14 protein-coding genes and 1 pseudogene are annotated in these 19,275 nt (G+C 40.7%); 8 read left to right on the top strand and 7 right to left on the bottom strand.

What is annotated here, in order from left to right:
- Positions 1-57 precede the first annotated feature (57 nt).
- The 4 genes from ACT3S9_RS00670 to ACT3S9_RS00655 all read right to left on the bottom strand — a co-directional run bounded on the left by ACT3S9_RS00670 (position 58) and on the right by ACT3S9_RS00655 (position 6,246).
- Positions 58-3,240 (bottom strand): efflux RND transporter permease subunit, encoded by a 3,183-nt coding sequence (locus ACT3S9_RS00670; RefSeq protein ID WP_444750646.1) that lies wholly within the window; start codon positions 3,238-3,240, stop codon positions 58-60.
- 13 nt (positions 3,241-3,253) lie between these two features.
- Positions 3,254-4,432 (bottom strand): efflux RND transporter periplasmic adaptor subunit, encoded by a 1,179-nt coding sequence (locus ACT3S9_RS00665; RefSeq protein ID WP_444750645.1) that lies wholly within the window; start codon positions 4,430-4,432, stop codon positions 3,254-3,256.
- A gap of 330 nt (positions 4,433-4,762) precedes the next feature.
- Positions 4,763-5,551 (bottom strand): PhzF family phenazine biosynthesis protein, encoded by a 789-nt coding sequence (locus ACT3S9_RS00660; protein ID WP_444750644.1) that lies wholly within the window; start codon positions 5,549-5,551, stop codon positions 4,763-4,765.
- 80 nt (positions 5,552-5,631) lie between these two features.
- The gene (locus ACT3S9_RS00655; RefSeq protein ID WP_441834891.1) at positions 5,632-6,246 is read right to left on the bottom strand and encodes a hypothetical protein; all 615 of its coding nucleotides are present in this window, start codon (positions 6,244-6,246) and stop codon (positions 5,632-5,634) included.
- A 281-nt stretch (positions 6,247-6,527) separates the two neighbouring features.
- Between ACT3S9_RS00655 and ACT3S9_RS00650 the strand changes: the two genes are divergently transcribed.
- The gene (locus ACT3S9_RS00650) at positions 6,528-7,664 is read left to right on the top strand and encodes a PepSY-associated TM helix domain-containing protein (RefSeq protein WP_444750643.1); all 1,137 of its coding nucleotides are present in this window, start codon (positions 6,528-6,530) and stop codon (positions 7,662-7,664) included.
- 323 nt (positions 7,665-7,987) lie between these two features.
- On the opposite strand, the gene ACT3S9_RS00645 is transcribed toward ACT3S9_RS00650, so the two are convergent.
- The 3 genes from ACT3S9_RS00645 to ACT3S9_RS00635 are packed head-to-tail and all read right to left on the bottom strand — an operon-like array spanning position 7,988 to position 11,006.
- Positions 7,988-9,520 (bottom strand): PH domain-containing protein, encoded by a 1,533-nt coding sequence (locus tag ACT3S9_RS00645; protein ID WP_444750642.1) that lies wholly within the window; start codon positions 9,518-9,520, stop codon positions 7,988-7,990.
- Positions 9,513-10,097, bottom strand: coding sequence for a PH domain-containing protein (locus ACT3S9_RS00640; protein WP_441992826.1), 585 nt, complete (start codon positions 10,095-10,097; stop codon positions 9,513-9,515). Before ACT3S9_RS00640 ends, ACT3S9_RS00645 begins: the two co-directional genes overlap by 8 nt.
- A 54-nt stretch (positions 10,098-10,151) precedes the next feature.
- The gene (locus ACT3S9_RS00635) at positions 10,152-11,006 is read right to left on the bottom strand and encodes a D-hexose-6-phosphate mutarotase (protein ID WP_444750641.1); all 855 of its coding nucleotides are present in this window, start codon (positions 11,004-11,006) and stop codon (positions 10,152-10,154) included.
- Positions 11,007-11,381: 375 nt separating this feature from the next.
- Between ACT3S9_RS00635 and ACT3S9_RS00630 the strand changes: the two genes are divergently transcribed.
- The 7 genes and pseudogenes from ACT3S9_RS00630 (at position 11,382) to ACT3S9_RS00600 (ending at position 19,244) form a co-directional block, all read left to right on the top strand.
- On the top strand, positions 11,382-11,879 hold the full coding sequence (locus ACT3S9_RS00630) for a MarR family winged helix-turn-helix transcriptional regulator (protein WP_441834886.1): 498 nt from the start codon (positions 11,382-11,384) through the stop codon (positions 11,877-11,879).
- A gap of 121 nt (positions 11,880-12,000) precedes the next feature.
- Positions 12,001-13,326, top strand: coding sequence for a porin (locus ACT3S9_RS00625; protein ID WP_444750640.1), 1,326 nt, complete (start codon positions 12,001-12,003; stop codon positions 13,324-13,326).
- A 406-nt stretch (positions 13,327-13,732) separates the two neighbouring features.
- Positions 13,733-14,110 (top strand): annotated as a pseudogene (locus ACT3S9_RS00620) (YbaN family protein); the annotation flags it as partial.
- Between the two features lie 309 nt (positions 14,111-14,419).
- Positions 14,420-15,052, top strand: a complete 633-nt coding sequence (locus ACT3S9_RS00615; protein ID WP_441834884.1) for a PepSY-associated TM helix domain-containing protein — start codon at positions 14,420-14,422, stop codon at positions 15,050-15,052.
- The gene (locus tag ACT3S9_RS00610; RefSeq protein WP_441834883.1) at positions 15,052-15,555 is read left to right on the top strand and encodes a DUF2271 domain-containing protein; all 504 of its coding nucleotides are present in this window, start codon (positions 15,052-15,054) and stop codon (positions 15,553-15,555) included. Before ACT3S9_RS00615 ends, ACT3S9_RS00610 begins: the two co-directional genes overlap by 1 nt.
- A 34-nt stretch (positions 15,556-15,589) precedes the next feature.
- Complete coding sequence (locus ACT3S9_RS00605; RefSeq protein WP_441834882.1) at positions 15,590-16,435, top strand: DUF4198 domain-containing protein; 846 nt, start codon at positions 15,590-15,592, stop codon at positions 16,433-16,435.
- Positions 16,436-16,715: 280 nt separating this feature from the next.
- Positions 16,716-19,244 (top strand): TonB-dependent receptor plug domain-containing protein, encoded by a 2,529-nt coding sequence (locus tag ACT3S9_RS00600; protein WP_441834881.1) that lies wholly within the window; start codon positions 16,716-16,718, stop codon positions 19,242-19,244.
- Positions 19,245-19,275: the final 31 nt, after the last annotated feature.

Genomic DNA, 19,275 nt, shown 5'->3' with positions numbered 1-19,275 from the left:
CCAGTGCGATGGCACTGGCTTTTTAACCGAGTCTATTATTCGCTTTTTTCCAACAAACTAGCTGTTTGCTGGCGCGTTCTTTTTAGCTGAGAATATGCCTTTAACTTTTGCAAAACCTTTTTTAAATACTCCGCCCACATCGGTTAATATCATATATAAGCACGGCACTAAAAGCAGTGTAATCAAAGTAGCAAACATCACCGCAAAACCAAGCGCGACCGCCATTGGGATAACAAATTTAGCCTGTAGACTCGTTTCAAACATAATTGGTAATACACCTGCAAAGGTGGTAATTGAGGTTAATAAAATAGGCCTAAAGCGCGCACAACCCGCTTCAATAACAGCATCTTTAATCGCTACGCCCTCACGGCGCGCTTGATTGACAAAATCAGTCATAACTAAAGAGTCGTTTATCACCACCCCGGCTGCTGCAATTAAGCCAAACCCAGACATTAAGGTTATATCTAAATCAAACCAAAAATGCCCCCAAATAGCACCCGTTAAGCTAAATGGGATAACCGACATTACAATTAATGGTTGTGCATAACTTTTTAGCGGAACAGCGAGTAATATATAAACCATAATCATGCCCGCAGCAAAAAACATAACTTGATCATTCGCCTGGGCTTGTTGCTCTTCAATTGCACCACCTAGCTCTGATTTAACGCTTGGAAATTCTTCTTTAAGCTGTGGCAATAACTTTTCTTTAACTTGCTTAATGACCTCATTTGGTTCAATGACTTCTTCATCGATGTTGCCGTATACATACACTGTACGATAGCCACCTTCGCGGCGAACATAGCTAATGCCTGCTTTTTCAGTCAACTCAACCACATCACCCAGTAATACTTCTTGCTCTTGTGGTGTCGTAATTACAGCGTGTTTTAATGACGAAAATGCTTCACGAGTCAATTTGGGGTAACGTACCATTACTCGTACTTCTTCGCCGCCGCGAATAACGCGTTGCGCTTCGCCCCCATAAAAGCTTGCGCCAACTTGATTAGCAATTGCAGCTAAATCTAGCCCTAAATCATAGGCAACGGGCTTTAAGCTCATTTGTACTTCTTTGCTAGCAGGATCAATCGTCGAGCTAATATCAAATAAGCCTTCTTGCTGTTGTAATAGCTGAATAAAACGCCGACCTGCATCATTTAAGGTATCAATATCAGAGCCAAATAATAGGTAACCAAATTCGCCATCATTGCTGACTCCACCGCCACCACCGCCGCTATTAACATCATCATAAATAGTGAGTGATTTTACACCTGCAATATCAGGCATTACTTCACGCCAGCGCCGTGATAATTCAAACGCATTATAAGGACGTAAGTCTTCTTCAACTAATGGCGCAAGTAACATCGCTTCAGTACGCTCTTGGTTAAATACTAGTACGTCTCTGATTAGCTTTTGGCCATATTCACGTTCGGTGTCTTTATCAATAGCGATTACCATGGCTTCTATTTCACGAATAGCGTCAATGGTTTGCTGATCAGAGACATTATCGTTCATCTCTAAATTTATTTGTGGAAAATCATGCGGTATTTTTGGCATAAAACCAGTACGCACTTGGTTAGATGAAATAAGTCCAAACGTGACAATTAATAGCGCTATAAATATAAACATGACGACCCAACGCCACTCTACGCAGCGTACTATAAAACGTTTATATGGGCCGTTCACAAAGCCGAAAAAATGCCTATTAAAACGAGCTCGCCAACTATTATCCTTAATTGGTGCAAAGTGCGTATGCGCAATATGTGCCGGTAATATAAGTTTCGATTCTATTAAGCTAAATACTAAGCACAGCATAACGACTACAGCAATACCGTAGAAGAAAGCACCTTCAGGGCCATCCGAAAACGTAAATGGGGCAAATACCGCGATTGTTGTTAATACGCCAAAGGTAGCAGGAGTAGCCACTTTTTTAGCACCATTAACGACATTGACGACACCACCGCCTTTTTTCTCTATTTCGGTGTAAGCACTTTCGCCGATGACAATGGCGTCGTCCACCACTATCCCCAGTACCATAATAAAGGCAAACAGTGATAGAATATTAATGGTGACTCCAAACATCGGCATCATCATCATTGCGCCTAAAAAGCATACAGGCAGACCAATCATTACCCATAAAGCAAGTTTAAAGCGCAGGAATATGGATAACATAATGGCAACCAAAATAGCCCCTTGGAATAGGTTAGTTACCATCATATCCAAGCGCGCGTTAAGGTAGTAAGTCATATCCATTAATGGTTCTAACCGGACACCTGGCGGTAGCTGCTTATTTTTTTGCTCAATAAATGCCTTAACTGAATCCGCAACCGGAATAATACTTTGCTCTTCCGTTGCCTTAACCGACATATAAACCGCATTTTCACCGTTAAATTTAAAATAGCGTTCACCCTCAGTGAACTGATCTTTAATTACGGCGATATCTTGCAATAGTACTTTTGCGCCATTTTCACCTATTTTAACTGGAATTTGGCGAAATTCCTCACCTGAATAAAGCTGGTTCTCAACCCGAACAGAAATAACTCCCGAGTCTGTTTTTAATTGTCCTGCTGAAAAGTTAGCCGAATAACGACGTACTGCATCAGCTACATCAGTCAACGTTAGGTTGTATTGTCGTAAGGTATCAGGTTCGATTTCAATGGCAATTTCATCAAGGGGAACATCGTTTACTACCAACGATACATTTGAAAGCTGTAATAATTCATCTTCAACTTGATTAGCTATATGCTTAAGTTCAGTTAGTGGTAAATCAGCGACTAATGTCATACCTATAACATCTTGGCGAAACTCTATCTGACTTATCGTAACGGGCTCCATTCCTGCAGGAAAAGTCGCAATACTGTCAACACGAAGTTTAACTTTATCAAGTACATCAGTAAGTTCTGCGTCAGTGCTGATCTCAAGTTGAGCACTGCCGCGATTGCGAAAAGCGCGATACACTCCTTTTTCAATTTCGGTAATATCTTTTAAAGACTCTTCGACCTTAATTAAAATACTTTCTTCTATTTCTTGTGGGGAAGCGCCTGGGTAGTTCGCAGTAATAGTAATATAATTAATTTCAATATTTGGAAACATCTGTCGCTGAATAGTGAAAAAGCTAATAATCCCCATCACGATGATAAAAAACATCATCAAATTAGCGGCCACAGAGTTATTTGCAAAGTAAGCAATTATGCCGCTTTGTTTATTATTAGTCGCATCTTGGTTAGGTAGTTCGGTGTTACTCATATCGTTACCTACCTTATAATTTTTCAGTTACAGCACTGTCAGGTGCCGCAACTCTAGCACTATCTTGCATACCGACAACTTTAACAGCCATGCCTTTTTGCGGGTATTCTGGCAGTGTGGTTACAAGCTTATCATCAGCTTCTAACCCATCGCTAACGTAAAAGTACTCCCCTTCTTCGCGGATAACCTTTACTTTACGAGGCTCTAATTGCTGATCTTGATTAACAATCCACACAGTTTGATTATTAACGAGCTCTTGCGGTAAGCGATAAATATTTTCTAGCAATGCGCCTGCAAAGCTCACCTGTACATAACTGCCAAATTTAATTGCCGGTCGTGGCTTAGCTAAACCATACGGATCCTCAATACGAACGACTAAACTACTCATACGTGTGGCGTTATCAACAACCCCTAAATCACGGTCTATTTTTGCTTCACGGCTAAAGCCATGAATGCCCGTTTTAGTCACGGTTGCCGTAATACCTTTAACGCGTTCAGGTAAAAATACACTATCAAAGCCAGCTATAGGGACGATCACCTCAGCGGATTCGATATTATTAAGCTCAGCAATTTGCGCCCCCATATTAATGTACTGCCCAGTGCCTATATCACGGCTAACTATCAGTGCATCGTACGGGGCGGTTACTTCGCAATTGTCTAAATCACGCTTTGCACGTTTAATACTGGCAAGCGCCGATTTAACCGACGCTTGTGCGCTCAATACTTGGGGTTCACGTAAAAATAGCGCGGTACGCTCTTTACTAGGAAAGCGCTTAGCTTCATCCTCGGCTACTTTGGCGTATGCTTGTTCTTCAATAAGGAGAGATTGCGCTTGTGCAAGTTCCGCTTGAGCTTGAAGTAGCGCCGCTTCATAGTTATCTTTTTCAATACTAAATAAGGTTTCTCCGCGGGCAACTATACCACCAGCCACAAAGTTAGGATGCCAGCTCACAACCTCACCAGATACTTGCGCCGACAAACGCGTGTTTTCAAACGGTTTTACCTCACCGTAGCTATTTATAACAACTTGATGATCATTGGCGGAGACGGCTTCGATCCTTACTGTAGGGCGTGTATCAACAACTTCTTTTTCACTGGGCTCTTGTGCTATTGCATTAATCCCCATAAAACCAGCTACACCAAAGCCTAATACAACAAAAGGCAATATCCACTTCAAAATATTTGTCCGCATAATCAATACTCTTAATTTTTTACTAGAGGCATAATAACAGAGCTAAATGAAACATTAACGTGACATTTGTAAGCAACTGTTACAAATACGACATATTTAGAGAAATAGATTACTTTATAGGTGGATTAGACTATGCCAAGCTGATATCCCCGCTAGATGCAAAGCTCAGCGCTTCACTGGGGCTTAATGCCTAAGCGTTAGTTGTAATAATGGCAGTTCCTTTTAAGAAAGAGCAACGCAGAGTAAGTGCCTGCCCCCCTAAGGAGTTGGCTTGAAAGAGATTTATACTGCGTGACTGATTTAACAAGGGAGATAATCATTAATTTTTTATTAAAGGTAAATAGTGCCTTGCATATAACGCACTGCATGTCCGGTTAGGGTCACCGTATGCTCGCCTACATCAGATTGAATATGACCACCGCGACGTGACGCTTGATAAGCACTTAACGATTTCTTTGCGAGCTGATGCGCCCAGTAAGGGGCAAGGCCGGTATGAATTGAACCGGTAACGTAGTCTTCATCACCGCCACTGGCTGGCCAAAAATAACGAGATATAAAATCGTATTGGCTGCTTTTTGCAGTCGCGACAACGTCGAGAGGAGATAATCTTTTCAGTAAGTTGGAATCGGTTTTCAGATCATATATATCTTGCTCACTTTCATAAATAGCAAAGTAAGCTTGCTGGTTTTTCAATACCTTTAAAGGTTGTATAGATAAGCCATCAAGTAATTCAGATGGGATATTTTCAACCTTCCAAGGGACTTGCTTTGGAAAAGTCATCGCAAAGCTGCCATCATCATGTTTATTAATGAGCAATTCACCCACCGCAGTGGCCTGAAATTTAACATTTGTTAAATTATATTGTTCACATAATACAAAGGCAGCAGCAAGCGTGGCATGGCCACAAAAGTCTATTTCCATTAATGGTGAAAACCAACGAATTGCAAAACTGCCATCGGCTTGACGACAAGTGAAAGCAGTTTCAGATACGTTATTTTCTGCGCCAATTTTTAGCATTAACTCATCACTGAGCCAATTATTTAAATCGATCACGGCGGCATAATTACCTTTAAATAACTCACTGGTAAACGCGTCGACTTGGTGGATGGTTAATTGCATCGCTTGCTCAATTAATTAGTTGATGAGATCCGTAAGCTGCCACAAACAAAGCAAAAATAATATTAAATTTTTAGATAATATTAAACCATAGAAGGACGAAGTTTATAGTATTGAATACACCCCAGCTGCGCTGCATTAGTGAGTAAAATCATCACAAACGTTAATATATGCGAAGTGCTTGGTGTTGCCATAGCAAGCTCTGCAAATAGCCCGCAAATGCCGGCAATAAATTGCAAACTAAAATAACCAGCGCTTAAGTTACTAATGTCACCACTTTTTAAGGTTTTATAGGTTTGCGGCATAACCCGCACCGAGCTCATCACCAAGCCCACAAAAGTAAGCCAATTTAATAAGGTTGCCGTTTCAAGCACAGGGTTAGCTAACAACGCAAATGGCAACATTGAAAAACCTAACATAGCAACAAGCAGAGTTAGCTCGCGGCGTTTAGCGTTATAACGAGCAAAGTAGTATAAAATCAAGCCACTTAAACTACCCGTCACTACAAAGGGTAATACCATGTAGTAACGCTCAAAAAAGACGTTAAAAGCAATAAAATAAATACTTTGCGCCACACCAAAGCTCATCATCAGTAATGACACCCCCGACACACTGCGATTTCTACGAATTTTATTGAGTAATGGTAAAAAACTAAACACTAAAATAAATGATGATAAAATCGGCAGATAATGCGCCAAGACAAACCTCGCTCGTTGGTAATTAATTAATAAGTTAGAAATTGTTAAACAAAACAAATAATAAATGTAAACTTTTGATTTTATATGTTTTGCTTGAGCCGCAGCATTGTAGTGTCTGCTAATTAATAAGCAACTAGATACAAAATAAAAGCATATTCAAGGTGGAAACAAAGCTATACAGTGTCAACTTAAGCTAAAACATAAGTATTTTTTCATTAAAATTGAAATAAATATGATAATTGTTATCATATGAAAAATTATAAATAATCTATCAGCTAGTTATGAGAAAAACACTTTTTAAAGTTCACAGCTGGATCGCTCTGTGCGCACTGATCCCGCTTATTGTTATTAGTATTACTGGCAGTGTGTTGGTTTTCAAAAGCGAAATTGATGGTTTACTGATGCCCGATAGCCACTTTGTGGTTGATAGTAGTAAACAACGACAACCCCTTGATAACCTAATAACAACGACCGAAAAAGCGTTTCCTACATTTGTTATTGGTAGCTGGGAAGTTTTTAACGACGATACGGCTGATCGTGTTTATCTTATCGAACGTGGCACAGACACTTGGTATAAATTCCATATTGACCAGTACTCCGGTGAAATATTATCGCAGCCGGTTGGCACTAGTCATTACTTTACTGATTGGTTTTTAGAACTACATTACACCTTTTTGCTCAACGATCTAAAAAGCTTGCCTGGGCAAACAGGCACTGTATTAGGGTTTTTCTTTTCGATATTCCTGCTGATATTAGGTATTACTGGGCTGATTATTTATCGTAAATTTTGGCAACGGTTATTTTCAGTGCGATGGAAGGCAACACTGCAAATTGTGCTAAGCGATATTCATAAAATGACGGGAGTGATTGGCTCGCCTATTATCTTGATTTTGGCGATTACGGGTGGTTACTTTAATTGGGCGGTGTGGTATCACGAAGTGGTTGAACATGCTGAAGAAGAACACTTTATCCTGACTGAAAACCTGCATAGCGACACTATTAATTTTCAAACTATTTTGGATGATAGTAAAAAACAAATTGCTACTTTTAATGGCACCTTTTTAGTGATGCCTTTAGAGCCGGATGAAAATATTACTTTATTTGGTGAAGTTAATAGTAGTAACCCGCTGGCGAGTGAGTACGCAAATACTGTAACGTACAACAAGCAAACTGGTGAGCACATGGCTAACTGGGATATTCGTGAAGTAGGTATCGGCTGGAAAGTCATCGATAGCTTTAGAAAGCTACATTTTGGTTACTTTGCTGGGCTTATTAGCAAAATTCTATGGTGCGTTATTGGTCTGAGCCCAGTATGGTTAGCCGGTACTGGCTTTTACTTATGGTTTACCCGTCGTAAACGTAAAAAACTGTCACAGCGCAACCGTGTACAAAAACGTCAATCACCCGCTAACACATAAAATTTAAGAGGCTCAAATAACTTGAGCCTCTTTTGACAATTAAAGCACCTTATTACAACGAATAATAAAACCTTAGCCAGCGCCATACATAGCTAACGTTGATCAAGCTACCAATAACGGCTCCACAGCGAGCATATATTTGTAACTTTTTATTGTGGCAGCGCACATAAAACATGAGCAATAATATACAAAAATGTAGCTAAGCTGAGTGTAAGCACCATCACAACATCCTTATTGCTCAGCAATAAAAGATGAGATGGCACTGAGTATAAAGTGATTTCAAAACAGATAAATGCAATTGACAACTACTTATGTTTATTTTGTTACATCCAGTTCCGAGTTTCACTCTCAGCTTGAAACAAAACAAAGTCGATCACTTCATTTGCTACTTCTGCTTTTATATAAGGCAGTGTAGCCGTACCCGATGCAAGTTGTATCGACAAGCTTTTCAAGCCTCGTTTACGCATAAAGTACGTACTAATACTACGTGTACTTTGCGCTTTATAAAGCTCAAAAACGCGATACTGCACACCTAACAAGCCACTACGAAAAACCCCATAATAACGACCTTGATACGGCACAAAGCAATAACCGTAACGCCGATACGAAAGCCATACAAGTACGCTAAATAAAGCTAAACTCACTATCGGATAAGTGAAACTAACATTTTGATTAAAAATACATAACAGAAAAATAGTTAGGCTAGGCAACGCTGCATAAAAGAATAGGTTTTTTATCAGCAGTGCTTTTTCAACACGCTTAAATACTAATTCTTGTATATCAAACCAAGGGTGAAGCCACTGGCAAACTTGGTTAACTTGTTGTGTATCAAGTACTGGCATCACTAAACTTTGCTTATTTTTAGCACCCGCTGCATACACGCCACCGGTTGCTTGTGCGCACTGTACGGTATAACGCTTTAACAACCGTGCCACTAAGTTTTGTTTGATCATGATTGATTGTACTTTATCAATACTCACTGATAACTGGTGGCGCTCTAAAAGCCCGGCAATGCGTTTGAATTTGCCGCTTTGAAAATAAAGCTGATAATTATAAAAACGAATTAACGACATCACGACCGAGAGCATCACCGCTATAGCCACTATAACAATGAACAATGTAATATCAGCAACAAATGCGGCATCAATCCATTCACCCGCCTGCTGCTGATAAAAGGCCTCTACACGATAAATAACCGTTCGCTCTAAAAGATCAAACAAGACATTTATAAATGGCGCTAAAGCGGCTAACGCCAAAATAGCCATGTTAGATATCAAGCCAAACTTTGCGATTTCCTTATTACTCAGGGTTAAACTTTGCTCTGAGGTAATAGCTGTATCGTGAATTTTTTGCTCATCAAAGTCCGCAGGCGATTGTTGATTTTGTTTTGCTTCTTTAAAAGCCAGAACCCGTTCGCGTAATTGCTCAGCATACTGATTTGTTACACCCGGCAACACGGCCTCTTGACTGGCACTGCCTGCGGCATCGAATATACAATTAACTAACTTGAGCGGTTTAAAATAAAAAGGTTCGGCAATATTAACGTTTTGCACACGAAGAAATTTTAAGGTAAGTCGTTCTTTTTTAAATACGCCTTTGTTAAGAAGTATTTCGTGTTCATCTGAAATACAAAATTTAAAGTTTATATAATAGGCGCAAGAATAAACCAGCAACACCACCACAGCTACGGCAAGAGCAAGAGAGCCCCAAAACCACTTATCTTGTACTTGAGTGACAAATACAACGGTAATGGGTAGCAGATTTAATATAGCGTCTTTAACAAAACGAAAACTAAAATGCAGTACAAAATAAACCAGCGCCCATGGCGACACACGTTGCCAATGTAGTTTATCCATTATTCGTTTCATCACTCAAAGTCGATGCTGCTTTCACTAATTGACTATGACCACGTTGCTGTTGGCTTTGTTTCTGGTCACCTTCATTGTATTGCTGCACATATTGGCGAATATCTTTACAGTCATCATGGCTTAAACCACTAATATTCAGATCGGCGCTGACACCTCCTGCACTGTATAAACGTAAACTTGCCAACCCGAGCTTGCGTTCAATTGGTCCGCGATGAATTTCAGTATGCTGCACCCTTGAAAACGGTAAAATAGTAACCTGCTGCCAAATCATCCCTTTGCGATAAGCAATATCATGTTCACGCATCGCTACACCTTTTAAGCGCACACTCAGCACATTATAAAGCAGTGAAATAACCAACAATATGGGTAAACCAATCGATAGGAATAGCTGCGCTTTATCGGCAAAATCTTGGTTAAAAAAGCATATCGCCGCAAATACCGCCATCAGCGGCACATAAAATATCAACCAATTGAGCTGAGCATGCAACAAGGCTTTGTCTGCAAGCGGTTTAAATGCAATATATTGGTGTTTAGGTAATGACTGTAACTGATTATTTTCGAACACGCTTTATCCTTGTAAAACCAACGTGATAACGCTTTCTTAGGTTTCCTTTAAAGTTTAAATCCAGGAAATAGTGGTCGCTAAAGTATGACTTTCATTAGGAGCAATTTGTACCACATCATCCATTACGTTTGCTGCTTCTAGGCATAGCATGGTTTGATATTCGTCATCAGCAAAATTTGATAAACGCTTTGATTTATCGATCCACGGGTTCCAAAGCACACAAGAGGTGGAGTTTTCACGGCCAACTTCAATTATACCATCGGGTGTTATAATGCGCTGCGTATCTGGTGCTTGGGTATACACCATATCTGTTTCACGAACAAAACCGACAAGTTCATGTTGCTCAAACGGACCTTCTCCAAACTCAATATATTGCGCTCCTTGTAAACCGTCTATGTGTGTTTCTTCAATCGCTGGAGTTGGAAAGTAGGTATGTAGTGCTTGGGTAAAGCTAATGACTTGATTACTTAAATTGGTGGTAGTTAAACGTACTTCTAATTTGTTAGTTAAAACAAATTCAACTTTTAATGTAGACTTATGTGACCAGTACGTATCATCTACTTCTGCCATAGGTAAGATTAAACTCACGCGTATTTCGTTATCTTGCTCTGTTACTTCATCTGCGCGCCACAGGCTTATACGTGCTACACCATGAGTTGGCCAATCAGAGTTTTTTGCATTAGCTCCAAACCAAGGCCAACAAATAGGAATCCCACCGCGTACACTCTTACCTTCTTGGAAGTCTTCCTTGCTGGAAACCCAAATTAATGGCTTTCTATCTTTAGGTGTAAACTCGGTGAGCTGAGCTCCTTGCAGGAAAATTTTAGCGCTACACAACTCACTGGCAACATTAATATATTCTAAGCCTGAGTCAGCTTGCTCAATACTTACAGATGGAGATAATTTCATAATACGTCCCATAATAATGAAAAGTCTAAGAGCACTAAGCCCTATCGCAAAATTAACCTTGAAAGGTCAATATGCCCTCAGCAGTGAGTACACCTTACCCAATACTCAGTCAGTTAGTAAATATTATTTCGTTACTTTTTATGCTGAGCCCTACAACCCCCCCCTTATTCTATCAAAGTGAATGTTAAAAAATTTAATTAAAAACTTGTTGATATCTGTGAAATACTTTCTACTCTAAATAATTTTATTGCAGTAAACAGTGCCCATTATATTCTTTATAAACACAAGTTATTTGAACTCTATTTATTTGATCTGTAACATTTGCTTATTGTACTAGTCGCAAGACTATTAAACGCCCTACCAGTGAGATTAAAAATGCAAAAATACGACGAGTTGTTAGTGGCTTTACGCCGTGTTATCCGTGCCATAGATCTTCATTCTAAACAGCTAAATAAAACCTCAGGATTAACCGGCCCACAGTTACTTATTATGCATGAAGTAGCTCAAAATGACGGTATAACCGCCAGTCGAGTAGCCCTAAATGTTAATTTAAGCCCTGCGACTGTCACTAATATTCTTGATAGACTTGAAAATCGTAATTTAGTTAACCGCGTTCGCAGCCAGTTAGATAAACGCCGTGTTAGTTTATATTTAACCGAAAGCGGTAAAGAACTACTAGCTAAAGCACCGCAACCACTGCAAGAGCACTTTATTAATAAATTTACAGCGCTCGATGAATGGGAGCAAAGCCAACTACTTTCTTCAATGCAACGTATTGCTGCAATGATGGATGCCGATAAAATTGATGCTTCGCCATTCCTTGCCGTAGGGACCCTTATAAAGCAAAGCGACCCAAAAGTATCAGATAGCTAAATAAACTCACATTAATGATTGAAATTTAATGGTTTACCTCCCTAATTTAATATCGCGACTTGGGTTAAAAGGTAATTTAATCTATCCTTGTAAGTACCTATATTCACTTTAGCGATGATTCATGCTTAAACCTTCAAAGTTAGCCTTCTCTGTCATGCTGGGCGTAACTTCTAGTTTTTCTTACGCATCAGATATTGATGACATGAAAACCCAGTTAAATCAACTACAACAGCAAATGCAGCAACTCCAACAAAAGCTGGATGCCGCAGAGCAAAAAACCACTCAACAGCAGCAAACTATTGATCAGCAAATAGCAAAGCAACAAAAAGTTGAAGAGCAAAAAACAGCGGCTGCTGTTGAGCCAGAAAAAAAACCTCAAGGCATTAAAATTGGTGGCGCAATACGAACCAATTATAGCAACACTTCATATGAAGAAGGTAGCCAAGATCGCGGTGGCGATTTTGATTTTGATATTTTCCGATTAAACTTCTCCGGCGATGTCGGCGATGTTTCGCTCAATGCTGAAATTCGCTTTTTTGAATATATGACTGCCGTTAAATATGCTTATGCAGCTTACGACTTTGCTGATGATTGGCAGGTACAAGCGGGTATTACTAAAGTGCCGTTTGGTAACTGGCCATATAATTCACACAACTACTTTTTTAGCACCGGCTATTATATCGGCCTTGAAGACGACCATGATATGGGCGTGCTATTCAAACGTAAAATTGCCGACAATTGGCAGCTTGATTTAGGCTTTTTCAAAAATGATGAGCAAGGCGGCGTTGATGGCTATGTAGACAACCGCAGCGATCGTTACTCGTATGATGTAATTGGCTTTAGAAGCGCCGATGAAGGAATTTATGCCGACCCAAGCGCTCAAGGCGGTAACCCAATTGGTGAATACAATACCTTTTCAGGCCGTTACGGTTATCACTTTGAACATGATGGCGGCAAAACCGAAGTGGGCTTCTCGGCGCTTGCCGGTGGCTTACATGATGGCGTAGACCGTGCAGGTGATTACAATGCCTGGGCTATGCACTTAAATAGCACGATTGGCGCATGGAACTTACAACTGCAACACAGTGAGTACGATTACAATATCGACAACACCAACCGCATGGCCGTTGGTGCTTATTCATTTTTCGATAGCATCGCCTCACAAGCAACCATGACCAACGCCAACGTTGCTTATAGCGTGCCAGTAGAATGGGGTCCAGTAACAAAGCTGCAATTTTATAACGACTACGGCATTATTTATGATAAATCGGATAACACCGATGATACATGGATGAACGTAACGGGTGTTTCTATAGCCGCTGGCGGACTATTCACTTATGTGGATTATGTACTTGCTAAAAACCAACCCTTTGTGGGTGGTTCTGTTGCTGGTGATAGTGGCGAAACCGAACGTCGCTTTAATATTAACGTAGGTTATTATTTCTAGCTACTGCGACTTACTTATTTAGATAAGGAAAGGGGCTCTGCCTCTTTCCTTATCTAGCAAGTACTACCTACTATCATTAAACCTTCCCCAGCCTAAGGCGTGTTTATTTTTTTGAGATTACTTTTACAACAGTAATTTCACACAGATTGTAAATTTAATTTTATAAATTAAACCAAGACCTTAAACTCAACTTTATTAAAAATATAAAGTCGAATACTCCTGTCGATACGGCGAGGTTGGTGCACGCTATTTAACTGAACCCAAAACTGAACGTGGTAGTGCGAAGCGTCATCTAGTACAATTAATAGTATCTTGTATTGAACTTCGTGATGAGTAAATAAGCACTGCTCTACGATACACGCCAAGCCTTTACCCGCTTTCAACTTTACCAGGCCTAAGTCTATCCATGAGTTATAAAGCAATAATTGCCACTTATAAAAATATAGTTTATCAAGCTATAGGCTTAGTACTTGTAGCCCTGGGTATTATTGGCATTTTTTTACCTATTATGCCCACCACCATATTTTTTATTTTAGCACTGGGCTGCTTTACGCGCTCATCACCAAAGCTTGCTGCCTGGCTACTTAACCACCCTCGTTATGGCGCATCCTTGCGCTATTGGCATGAATATAAAGTAGTTCCTTTAAAAGCCAAATTGTTCGCAGCTAGCGGCATGCTAGGTGGCTTTATAGTATTAACCCTAACAAGTCCTCCCGGGTGGGTTTTATATATTGTTGGAGTGATTGAAGTTAGTGTGATGGTTTATTTAATATCGCGGCCAACTACGGTAAATCAAGCTCGTAAGGGTATGAATAACCATCGCCAAACTAAAGTACTCGCCCTATTTATGGCCATACTTATTCATAGCATTGTATTAGCTATTGTATTGTATAAGCCAAACTAAACCGGAACATAAACTCAGTTGCAACTACTTATTCAATTAGCTTGGTTACCAAATCCCACGATTAAAAGCTCCCTACCCACTAACACTATTTTTCCACCTACTACCAATCCCAAATAAAGGAACGTGAATTTAGTTGCTATAGCTAATACAAATGATTACCATAAACAAAAAATATAACCCTATTTGTTTATGCCATTATTTAATAAACGTGCTTTTTATAGCCTTAGTCGCGCACTGCATATCTACCTATCAACCGCTTTACTGTTTCTACTTATTTTATTTTGTGTAAGTGGCATAGTACTAAACCATGTTGACTGGCTTAAAGGTGATAAAGATAACGGCCAACTAAGCCAACCATTACCTGCAAATTTAGTTAATAAAGCGCAGCTTACCCCTGATAATTTAGCCAATGTATTTACTGATATTGAAGTATACCTAGCCAATCAGTACGGCTTAAATCACCCAAAAAGTATTGATTGGGAAAAACAAGACGCACTCGTGATGCTCGACTATCCACTACCAGCAGGGTTTGCATTTGCTGAAGTTGATTTTATAAGTGGCGAGCTCAATCTTGAATACCAAACAGGGGGTGTATTGAGTTTAATCAGCGACTTGCATAAAGGCCGCCACACTGGCGAAGCATGGAGTTGGGTAATTGATATATCGGCCGCGTTAATGATTTTATTTGCCATCACCGGCATGATCATTTTATTTCAAAACAGAAAAAAACGCTTAGTAGGAATATGGCTAACTGTGCTTGGGGTCGCAACGCCTGCAGTCATTTATTTATGCTGGGTTCCGCAACTAAAAGGAGTGTCTTAATGTTAAAACTAAACACCTTATTTGCCGCTGTTGTATTATTTACAGCGGCCTTATTTCAATCAAATGCTGAAGCAGCTGAACTTGAAGTTGAACTCACCTTACCTGAGCTTGATGTTCAGCCTTACCACCGCCCATACGTGGCTGTTTGGCTTGAAACCCCCAAGCGCAAGCATGTAACGACAATTGCATTATGGGTAGAAGAAGCTGAATGGTTTAAAGACTTACGCCAATGGTGGCGTAAAGCGGGTAAAACCGATATTAACTTTGACGGCATAAGTGGCGCCACTAAGCGCGCTGGTACTTATACAATTGATTGGAATGGCAAAGATTTAGAGGACAACGCCGTAGCACCGGGTAAATACCTTTTAAATATTGAAGTAGTTCGTGAAGAAGGCGGCCGTGACTACACTCGCGTTGAGCTTGATTTAACTAAATCAGGCAAGCTAACAATTGATGGTAAAAAAGAATTTTCGACAAGTTTCGTCACAGTAAGCACTAAGTAGCTGCTACTTAATCATTTGAATTTAAGGAAATACAATGAAAATTAATTTATTAAAAACTGCATTAATCGGCGCACTTAGTTTATCAGCGCTTGTGTCTACATCTGCAAGTGCACATGCTCGCTGGTTGTTACCTTCGCACACGTCATTATCTGGCGACAAAGCCCATTACGTAATGATTGACGCAAGTATTTCAAACCAAATATTTGCACCAGACAAAGCCTTTAAACCAAAGGAAAAAGGCGCAGAGTACGACGATACGTTATTAATGGCGCTTGCACCAAATGGCGAGCCTGTAAGCGACACCATTCGTGCATATTACTTAAAACGTAAAAGCTCAGCTGCAGTAAGCCTTAATAAAGAAGGCACTTACCACATTGCTATGACCCAAACACCGCGTTACATGACCTTTTATAAAAATACTCAAGGCAAACGTAAACGTGTATTTGGTAAAAAATCAGAAGCGAAACTACCAAGCGATGCAACTCAAATTAAAACAACAAAGATGATTTCAACTGTCGATACCTTTGTTAGCCGTAATGGCACATCAAAACCAGCGATGCTAGGTAAAGGGTTGGAGTTAAGCGGTCCAACACATCCAAATGACTTATTTGCAGGCGAAGCCGCTAAATTTCAGCTTTTACAAGATGGTAAACCAGCAGAGGCAGGCATCGAAGTAAGTATTTTAAAAGGCGATACGCGCTACCGAAACGTACGTGGCGAAGTAAAAGTAACTACAGACAAAAACGGCTTTTTCACCGCAACGTGGAAAAAACCGGGGTTGTACTTAATCGAAACATCATCAGATTTTGATAGTGACGAAGAAGGCGTCGATGCAGGTCGTTATGCTTTATTTACAACACTTGAAGTAGCGCCTGAATAATTTTTTGCGCAATTTATAAAATAAACAAAGGCCAAGCACTCGCTTGGCCTTTTTACTTATTAATAACTTTTCATTATAATTACCTTGAATTCGTAACTATTCGACACAAAAATGTAACTGCAGCGATCTAAACGTCTTTAACACACGTAAAGCTTGGCCTCCTGTGTTAACAACTTAGCATATCTTAGACAGTTTTTATCTTTGCATACAGGTAGCGCCTTTTATATTATGCGCTCCTTTTTAAAATCAATAGTCAGCAGCCCTCAAGGGAATCAACATCATGTTAAAGCCATTATCAGCCAAAAAAGTAGCACTGAGCTTAGCCGTTTCTTCTGTGCTTAGTGCACCCTATTCTTCTGTATTCGCTGTAGAGCAAGATGTTCAAGCCGAAAAAAACATTGAAGTGATTTCAGTAACAGGTACTCGCCGTAGCTTACGCAGTATTGCCGAGAGCTCAGTACCTGTAGATATTATTACCAGCGGTGATATGCAAAGCACCGGTCAGCTAGAAATAAGCCAAGTACTTGCAAACCAAGTACCTAGTTTTAACTACCCAAGTGCAACACTTGCAGATGGCACCGACCACGCAAAACCTGCTGTTTTACGTGGTTTAGCACCCGATCACACCTTAGTGCTTATCAATGGTAAGCGCCGCCACTCAGGCGCCTTATTAAACTTAGGTGGCACAGTTGGTCGTGGCTCTACGGCGGTTGATTTAAACATGATCCCAACATCAGCCATTAAACGTGTAGAAGTATTACGTGATGGCGCAGCAGCGCAATATGGTTCTGATGCAATTGCCGGTGTAATTAACATTGTACTTAAAGATGCCACCGAAGGCGGCAGCGTAAGCGTAACCTACGGCGAATACGACACCCAAATGGCAGGTGTACCTAACCTAGAAAGCACTTACGCCGACGCAAATGGTAACCTTGCATTTAATACTGGCGCCGACCGCGAAGTAAACGACGGTGCAACACGCACAATTAGCGCAAACTCAGGATTTGAGCTTTTAGATAACGGCTTTGTAAACGTATCTATTGAATACCGCGATAACGACTCTACGCAGCGCTCAGGCTTTGACCCACGCGAGCAATACGACCGCCTTGAAGATGGCAGCTTAGACCCACGCGAATTTACCTTCGACCGTTACAATCACCGCTTTGGTAAAGCAGACCTTGAAGACTACGCACTGTTTTATAACATGGGTTACGACTTTGATAACGGCTATAACCTTTACTCATTTGGTAGTTACTCAAAACGCGAAGGTAATTCAGGTGGTTTTTACCGCCGTGCAAAAGACAGCCGCAACGTGTTAGAAGTTTACCCAGACGGCTTTTTACCGCAAATTGAAACCAACGTCCAAGATTACTCATTAGCACTTGGCCTAAAAGGCGAAACTGGCGACTGGACATGGGATGTAAGTACCAACTATGGCCGTAACGACTTTGGCTTTGGTGTTGTAAACAGTATTAATACATCACTAGGTGCAAACAGCCCAACCGAGTTTGACAACGGCGCACTGGTTTACGATCAGCTTTTAGTTAACGCCACAGCCAATACTACGTTAGATTTAGGCTTACCAGATGACGTATTTTTTACTGCAGGTACAGAGTATCGCCACGAAAGCTACAAAATTGAACAAGGCGAAGAAGCTTCTTACATTACAGCGCTTGATAGCAACGGCAACCCAATTGCAGCCGGTGGCGCGCAAGTACTTGCAGGTTTTAGCCCAGAAAGCGTAACCGACGAAAGCCGCCATAATGTAGCGGTATTTGTAGAGTTTGATACTTACCTAACAGAAGATTGGAACGTAGTTTTAGCCGGTCGTTACGAAGACTACACCGACTTTGGTGATACGTTTACCTCTAAACTTGCTTCGCGTTACAGCATAAACGAAAACCTATCTCTACGCGGTGCAATTAGCACAGGTTTCCGTGCACCATCGCTTGCACAAAGCTCATACCAGCAAATTTCTACCGTGCTTGAAAACAACGAACCGTTTGAAGTAGGTTTATTTCCAACTGACTCAGCCGCTGCACAAGCACTAGGCGCAGAGCCACTTGATGCAGAGGAATCGGTAAACCTAACAGCGGGCTTTATTTACACCCAAGGCAGCTTTAGCTTAACTGTTGATGCGTACCGCATTGATATTGATGACCGTATTGTATTGTCTGAAAATCTAGAAGGCGATGCCGTAGTAGAAATACTACAAAATGCCGGCGAGCTAAACACAGAAAGCGTACGTTACTTTACCAACGCGATTGACTCACGTACACAAGGTGTAGATATCGTTGCCACTTACAACTTAGAGTTAGACAGCTTAGGTGATTTACGTTTAAACGTAGCCGCTAACTTTAACGACACCGAAGTAACGCACGTAAACGACAACCCAGCACAGCTTAACTCTCTAGGCGAAGACTACGTAGTATTTTCACGCCGTGAAGTCGGCCGTTTTGAAGAAGGCACACCAGATAGCAAATGGAACCTATCAGCAGTGTGGAACTTTAACGAATGGCAAACAACCCTTCGCGCAACACGCTACGGTGAAGTGGCTGATATTTCAACCACCGCAGCTGGCGACGAATACCTAGATCCTAAATGGATCACCGACCTCGAAGTGGCCTACCGTCCAGACACCACATGGAAATTTGCTTTAGGTGCAAACAACCTGTTCGATCAGTACCCGCAAGCAACGGTAGATAATATTGGCTACTCTGATTTTGGCCAAATATTCCCATACAGCCCGTATGCACCTTACGGACTAGACGGGCGTTTCTTGTACGGTAACATTACTTACAGCTTTTAACACTCAGGTTAATTAACGTAAGCAATTAAAA

This window comes from Pseudoalteromonas sp. AOP31-A2-14 (assembly GCF_052378035.1).
Lineage (GTDB): Bacteria > Pseudomonadota > Gammaproteobacteria > Enterobacterales > Alteromonadaceae > Pseudoalteromonas.
The sequence above is the reverse complement of the archived record's forward strand: the minus strand, read 5'-3'. Positions and strand labels throughout refer to the sequence as shown.

Coding starts and splice junctions, on each gene's coding strand:
- ACT3S9_RS00630 (WP_441834886.1), top strand. CDS start 11,382: ATGCAAAAATACGACGAGTTGTTAGTGGCTTTACGCCGTGTTATCCGT.
- ACT3S9_RS00660 (WP_444750644.1), bottom strand. CDS start 5,551: ATGCAATTAACCATCCACCAAGTCGACGCGTTTACCAGTGAGTTATTT.
- ACT3S9_RS00625 (WP_444750640.1), top strand. CDS start 12,001: ATGCTTAAACCTTCAAAGTTAGCCTTCTCTGTCATGCTGGGCGTAACT.
- ACT3S9_RS00600 (WP_441834881.1), top strand. CDS start 16,716: ATGTTAAAGCCATTATCAGCCAAAAAAGTAGCACTGAGCTTAGCCGTT.
- ACT3S9_RS00635 (WP_444750641.1), bottom strand. CDS start 11,006: ATGAAATTATCTCCATCTGTAAGTATTGAGCAAGCTGACTCAGGCTTA.
- ACT3S9_RS00605 (WP_441834882.1), top strand. CDS start 15,590: ATGAAAATTAATTTATTAAAAACTGCATTAATCGGCGCACTTAGTTTA.
- ACT3S9_RS00650 (WP_444750643.1), top strand. CDS start 6,528: ATGAGAAAAACACTTTTTAAAGTTCACAGCTGGATCGCTCTGTGCGCA.
- ACT3S9_RS00615 (WP_441834884.1), top strand. CDS start 14,420: ATGCCATTATTTAATAAACGTGCTTTTTATAGCCTTAGTCGCGCACTG.
- ACT3S9_RS00610 (WP_441834883.1), top strand. CDS start 15,052: ATGTTAAAACTAAACACCTTATTTGCCGCTGTTGTATTATTTACAGCG.
- ACT3S9_RS00645 (WP_444750642.1), bottom strand. CDS start 9,520: ATGGATAAACTACATTGGCAACGTGTGTCGCCATGGGCGCTGGTTTAT.
- ACT3S9_RS00665 (WP_444750645.1), bottom strand. CDS start 4,432: ATGCGGACAAATATTTTGAAGTGGATATTGCCTTTTGTTGTATTAGGC.
- ACT3S9_RS00670 (WP_444750646.1), bottom strand. CDS start 3,240: ATGAGTAACACCGAACTACCTAACCAAGATGCGACTAATAATAAACAA.